This is a genomic window from Streptococcus sp. GMD3S, from assembly GCF_000298695.2.
GTDB lineage: Bacteria > Bacillota > Bacilli > Lactobacillales > Streptococcaceae > Streptococcus.
Genome location: NZ_AJRC02000033.1, coordinates 1 through 5,313 on the forward strand (window position 1 = coordinate 1; position 5,313 = coordinate 5,313).

At 43.0% G+C, this 5,313-nt stretch carries 5 protein-coding genes and 2 pseudogenes; all 7 read right to left on the reverse strand.

The window, feature by feature from the left end; translation table 11 throughout:
- A partial coding sequence (locus GMD3S_RS0209280) for a response regulator transcription factor (protein ID WP_025173001.1) occupies nucleotides 1-658 on the reverse strand: 658 nt, incomplete at its 3' end.
- A 70-nt stretch (nucleotides 659-728) separates the two neighbouring features.
- Nucleotides 729-1,841: a peptide-methionine (R)-S-oxide reductase MsrB gene (gene msrB, locus GMD3S_RS0209285; RefSeq protein ID WP_000998593.1), complete on the reverse strand. Its 1,113-nt coding sequence runs from the start codon at nucleotides 1,839-1,841 to the stop codon at nucleotides 729-731.
- Nucleotides 1,842-1,850: 9 nt separating this feature from the next.
- Nucleotides 1,851-2,414, reverse strand: coding sequence for a redoxin family protein (locus GMD3S_RS0209290; RefSeq protein ID WP_000759254.1), 564 nt, complete (start codon nucleotides 2,412-2,414; stop codon nucleotides 1,851-1,853).
- Nucleotides 2,415-2,427: 13 nt separating this feature from the next.
- A pseudogene (gene ccdA2, locus GMD3S_RS10475) lies at nucleotides 2,428-3,138 on the reverse strand (thiol-disulfide oxidoreductase-associated membrane protein CcdA2).
- A 162-nt stretch (nucleotides 3,139-3,300) separates the two neighbouring features.
- A complete protein-coding gene (locus GMD3S_RS0209300) occupies nucleotides 3,301-3,852 on the reverse strand; it encodes a GNAT family N-acetyltransferase (RefSeq protein ID WP_000643816.1) in 552 nt (183 codons plus the stop codon).
- 105 nt (nucleotides 3,853-3,957) lie between these two features.
- A complete protein-coding gene (gene nadE, locus GMD3S_RS0209305; RefSeq protein ID WP_000058066.1) occupies nucleotides 3,958-4,782 on the reverse strand; it encodes an ammonia-dependent NAD(+) synthetase in 825 nt (274 codons plus the stop codon).
- Nucleotides 4,779-5,313 (reverse strand): annotated as a pseudogene (locus GMD3S_RS0209310) (nicotinate phosphoribosyltransferase); the annotation flags it as partial. The gene nadE and the pseudogene GMD3S_RS0209310, both read right to left, overlap by 4 nt.

The following is a 5,313-nucleotide window of genomic DNA, read 5'->3' on the forward strand; positions in this document are numbered from 1 at the left end:
CTTCAAAACCAACCTTTTCAGCTATCTGGTAAATCTTTAAATCCGTGGTCAGAAGAAAGAGCTTGGCTTGTTTGACACGCTCTCTCACCAGGTAATCCTGAAAAGGTAGACCCAACTCTTTCTTAATCAAGGAGCTCAGATAAGTCGGACTAAAGCCCAATTCACTGGCCAAAGACTTCAAACTAAACTGACTGTCAGCCAGATGGGACTGGATTTTCTGGGCCAGATTTCCCTCAAACTTATCAGTTAATAAATCTTGTAGCTGCTCTTCTTTTTCTTCCTTGTCTAGTTTTTGCTTGATTTTCCCTAACATTTCCTCAATATCCTGACGCGAAAAGGGTTTGAGCAGGTAATCATCTACACCGAGTTTGACAGCAGACAAGGCATAATCAAAATCATCGTAACCCGTCAAAAATACCAGATGCACCTGAGGATAGGTTTCTCGTACCAGACTGGCCAACTGGATGCCATTTAGCTGAGGCATATTGATATCGGTTAAAATGATATCTGGCACCTGCTTTTGAATCAAGTCCCAAGCCTGCCTTCCATTTTCAGCCTGACCGATGATTTCCATATCGTAGGCTGCTACATTGACCAGCTTGGTCAAGCCTTGTCTTACCAGATACTCATCTTCTACGATTAAGATTGTGTAGGTCATGCCCTGCTCCTTTATCACTTACTAGTATCAGTATAGCAAAATTCTCCTCTAACTGCTTAGGAAAGACTTCTTAATCGACATAATCTAGTAAATAGGCATAGCCTTTTTCTGCCATTTGGTCTTTGGGAATAAAGCGGATAGAGAGACTATTGATACAGTAGCGTAAGCCACCCTTGTCCTGAGGCCCATCTGTAAAGACATGGCCAAGGTGAGAATCTCCAACTCGGCTTCTCACTTCCATGCGCGTCATATTGTAGGACTTATCTTCCTTGTAGGTAGCAACATCTGGACTGATGGGTTGGGTGAAACTAGGCCAACCACAACCAGACTCAAACTTGTCCTTTGATGAAAAGAGGGGTTCGCCAGTTGCGACATCCACATATATACCAGATTCAAATTTATCCCAGTATCGGTTTGAAAAAGCTCGTTCTGTTTGATTTTTCTGGGTAACTGCATACTCCTCAGGTGACAAGGTCTTTTTCAATTCCTCATCGCTTGGTTTAGGATATTTGCTGGCATCGATGACGGGATAGGCAGCCTGATTGACATTGATATGACAGTAGCCATTTGGATTTTTCTTGAGGTAGTCTTGGTGATAATCCTCCGCCACCACAAAATTCTTCAAGTTTTCCTTTTCAACTGCCAGAGGTTGGTCATATTTTTTAGCAACTTCATCAAAGACTTGGTTGATTACCTCCAAATCCTTGTCATCTGTGTAATATACGCCGGTACGATACTGGGTTCCCACATCATTTCCTTGTTTATTTTTGCTGGTTGGATTGATAATGCGGAAGTAATGAAGCAGGATTTCTTTGAGGGAAATTTGATTGGCATCATAGGTAACATGGACAGTCTCTGCATGTCCTGTTTGGTTAATCAATTCGTACTTGGTTGTTTCCCCTCTACCATTTGCATAGCCTGAAACGGCATCTGTCACTCCGGGAACGCGTGAGAAGTATTCCTCCACTCCCCAGAAACATCCCCCAGCTAGATAAATTTCGTGCAAGTCTGCGTCTTTACTCACTTCTGTTTTTTTCACTGTTTTTCCTCCTTGGCTAACGGATGCTTTCTCAATTTGCGAGCTATCTGTCTGCCCTGTATTTCGCATCAATAGAAAATAGAAACCGGTTAGGACTAGGAGAATGACCCCTGCCAAGACAAACAATTTTACTTTATCATTCATAGTCTTTCTCTACCCCATTTCTTTCAATGTCTTTAAAATCATATCCTTATCCATAAAACCTGGTTGCGTTTTGACCAGCTTGCCTTCCTTGTCTATAAAGGCTTGAGTCGGGTAAGAACGAACACCATAACTTTCCAAAAGTTTGCCTGACGGATCAATTAAAACCGGTAAATTTTTATAATCCAATCCCTTGTACCAGTTCTTAAAGTCTGTTTCCGCTTGTTCTCCTTTGTGACCAGGAGACACCACTGTCAAGACCACATAGTCATCACCTGCATCCTTAGCGATTTCATCCGTATCTGGAAGACTGGCTAAACAGATAGAACACCAAGAAGCCCAGAATTTAAGATAGACTTTCTTGCCTTTGTAATCAGACAAGCGATAGGTCTTGCCATCTACTCCTGTTAGTTCAAAATCAGCGACTGCCTGACCTTTAGTCGCAGTTTGCGAGCTGACTTGTTCTGTTTTGGATTGCTCCTTCATAGTTGATTCGTCTGACATGTTTTTAGCCGAACAAGCTGCCAAGCAACAGATGGAGCCTACTCCAAGGAGACATGTTTGCCATTTTTTCATTTCTTTTTCCTCTCTATTCAAATAATGTAGTCAAAATGGAAGCATTTCCCAAAAGCACCAAGATTCCCATCACGATAATGAGGAAACCACCCACTTTTTTGAGGGTCCCGAGGTAGGGATGAAGTTTTCGGAAATGTTTCAAAACATAGCTGGAGGCGAGAGCTAGAACTAAAAATGGTAGCGCCAAACCCAGCGTGTAAACCAACATGAGACCAGCACCCTGCCAAGCTCCTGAACCACCTGAAGCCGCCAAGGCCAAAACAGAGCCCAGAACTGGCCCCACACATGGCGTCCAAGCAAAACTAAAGGTTAACCCCAGTAAAAATGCCTGACTATAGCCGTTACCCTTTTACCCCTGTCTCTTTAATTGTAGCCTTCTTTCCTTGTAAAGTCCTTGGAAATGTAAGACTTCCATCTGGTGCAAGCCCAAGAGAATGATAACCGCACCCGTCACATACTGAAACCAAGAAGCATACAGTAAATTGCCTAAAAAACCAGCTCCATAACCCAGTAAGATAAAGATAAAAGAAATCCCTGCTATAAAGGCCAGAGTTCGCAATAGACTAACGACTGAGATTGAAAATTTTCCGCTGGAAACCTGAGAACCATCTTTGTCATCAAGTAAGACCCCCGCATAGACAGGCAACAAGGGTAAAATACAAGGAGAAAAGAAGGAAAGAATTCCAGCAAGAAAAACACTGATAAAAAAGATTACATTGTCCATTGCCTTCCTCCATTCTTTGATTTGATAGGACTATTATAGCTCCAAAACTCCAGAAAAAACAGGGGCAATGATAGGGAAAAATAGGAATTTAATCAGTTTATTCAGAAATCTGGCACAAAAAAAGCCAGACAAGGTCTGACTTTGATAGAAACAGAAAAGAAATCACCTGTCTTCCCTACTTATCTGGTAATAAATAAGATCCGCAACGTAGTCTTTTCTCTCCACACCATTGGCAATAGTTTTTAGATAGGACATTCCAGCTTTCTCCATCACACGGCCTGAAGCTGGGTTAAGACTGGCGTAACGAGCTCTGACCTTTTGAAAGCCTGCTTGAGTAAAACAAAAGTCTAACACAGCTTTCAAGGCCTCCGTCATCATACCACGACCCCAATAGTTTTTTCCTAAAATATAGCCAATTTCACAACTTGAATCTTTCTCATTCATCTCTACGATGCTGATATCTCCTATCACTTGCTCAGGGTTTTCTTTGAGACAAATAGCCCATTTGTAATAGTTGGGATTGGTATAGGATGCAACCCAATTTCGAATCGAATTCCGAGTCACCTCAACATCAGGATGAGGATCCCAGGTGACATAGGTCAGATTCTCAGCAGACGAAGCCCAATTTTGAAACATGGCTTCCGCATCACTCTCCACAAATCTTCTCAAGATCAAACGTTCTGTCTGTAATATTTGCGTACCGATTGCTTTCATAATGTTACCTCGCTTTCTAAGCTTAAGGCTCAAGCTAAAAAAGTCCCCGGACCATCTTCGCTTTCTTATTTCTAGGCTCAGGGTAAAAAGGTCCCCCGGACCTTTTTACTCCCAAAAGTCATCAAATACGGTAATTGGTAGGTGGCGTTTGTGTTGGCCTTTATACCACCAGTTTTCGATAGTCGCTTGGGCTTCTGGACTGATTGTTTTGCCTTCAAGGTAGTCATCAATTTCATTGTATGTGACTCCAAGTGCAACTTCGTCAGCAAGTCCAGGTTTGTCTTCTTCTAGGTCTGCTGTTGGGATTTTTTCATAAAGTGCTGGGTCTGCACCAAGCTCCTTCAAGAGTTGTTTCCCTTGACGTTTATTGAGGCGGTAAAGAGGGAGAATATCTGCACCACCGTCACCAAACTTGGTAAAAAAGCCTGTGATATTTTCCGCAGCATGGTCTGTTCCAATGACCGCTCCGCTATGGGCACCCGCAAGGGCATATTGAGCAATCATACGACTACGCGCCTTGATATTTCCCTTGTTGAAGTCTGAAACAGGACTTCCTGTCGCTTCGACTGCAGCTGTCATAGCATCAGCTGATTCCTTGATATTTACAACTAGACTGACATCTGGTTGGATGAAATCAAGGGCTTTTTGAGCATCTGCTTCATCAGCTTGCACGCCATAGGGCAGGCGGACAGCGATAAATTGGTAGCTGTTATCTCCTGTCTCTGCTCGCATTTCTTCCATAGCTAATTGCGCCAAGCGCCCTGCTAAAGTTGAGTCTTGTCCTCCAGAAATCCCTAGTACAAAGGTTTTAAGGAAGGGGTGTTTTTTCAAGTATCTCTTTAAGAAATCAATTGAACGACGGATTTCTTCCTGGGCATCAATCACTGGTTTGACGCCCAGTTGCTGGATAATGGTCTCTTGCAAACTCATTCTTCTTCTCCTTCACCAAGGGCTTCTTTGCGCATCTTATCAATCAAGTCCATCTTATCTTGCCAAATATCACGCGCCAAGTCCACTGGATAGTGCTGCGGATTGAGCACGCGCTTGTACTCATCCCAAAGTTTGTCAAATTCCTTGCGAGCATAGGCCTTAATCTCAGTCAAACTAGGCAAATTGTAAACTAATTTCCCTGCTTTGAAGATGTCCACCAAGAGAGGAACAGCATCAAAGTTTCGAACGGTCTTCTTAATGTAAGTATAGGTCGGATGGAACATTTTGATTTCTGTCATGCTGGCAACATCTACACCGTCATAGGTGATGTAGTCACCTTCTGACTTACCTTTTTCACGACTAGTAATGCGCCATACCTGCTTCTTACCTGGTGTCGACACTTTTTCAGCATTGCTTGAAAGCTTGATGGTGTTGCGCATATGACCAGTTTCATCTTCGATAGCTACAATCTTATAAACCGCTCCAAGGGCTGGCTGGTCATAGGCCGTAATCAGCTTGGTACCCACCCCC

What these genes read in the sequence shown, in the direction of transcription:
- GMD3S_RS0209290 (WP_000759254.1), bottom strand. Translation starts at nt 2,414, where the DNA reads ATGAAAAAATGGCAAACATGTCTCCTTGGAGTAGGCTCCATCTGTTGC.
- nadE (WP_000058066.1), bottom strand. Translation starts at nt 4,782, where the DNA reads ATGAGTTTGCAAGAGACCATTATCCAGCAACTGGGCGTCAAACCAGTG.
- msrB (WP_000998593.1), bottom strand. Translation starts at nt 1,841, where the DNA reads ATGAATGATAAAGTAAAATTGTTTGTCTTGGCAGGGGTCATTCTCCTA.
- GMD3S_RS0209300 (WP_000643816.1), bottom strand. Translation starts at nt 3,852, where the DNA reads ATGAAAGCAATCGGTACGCAAATATTACAGACAGAACGTTTGATCTTG.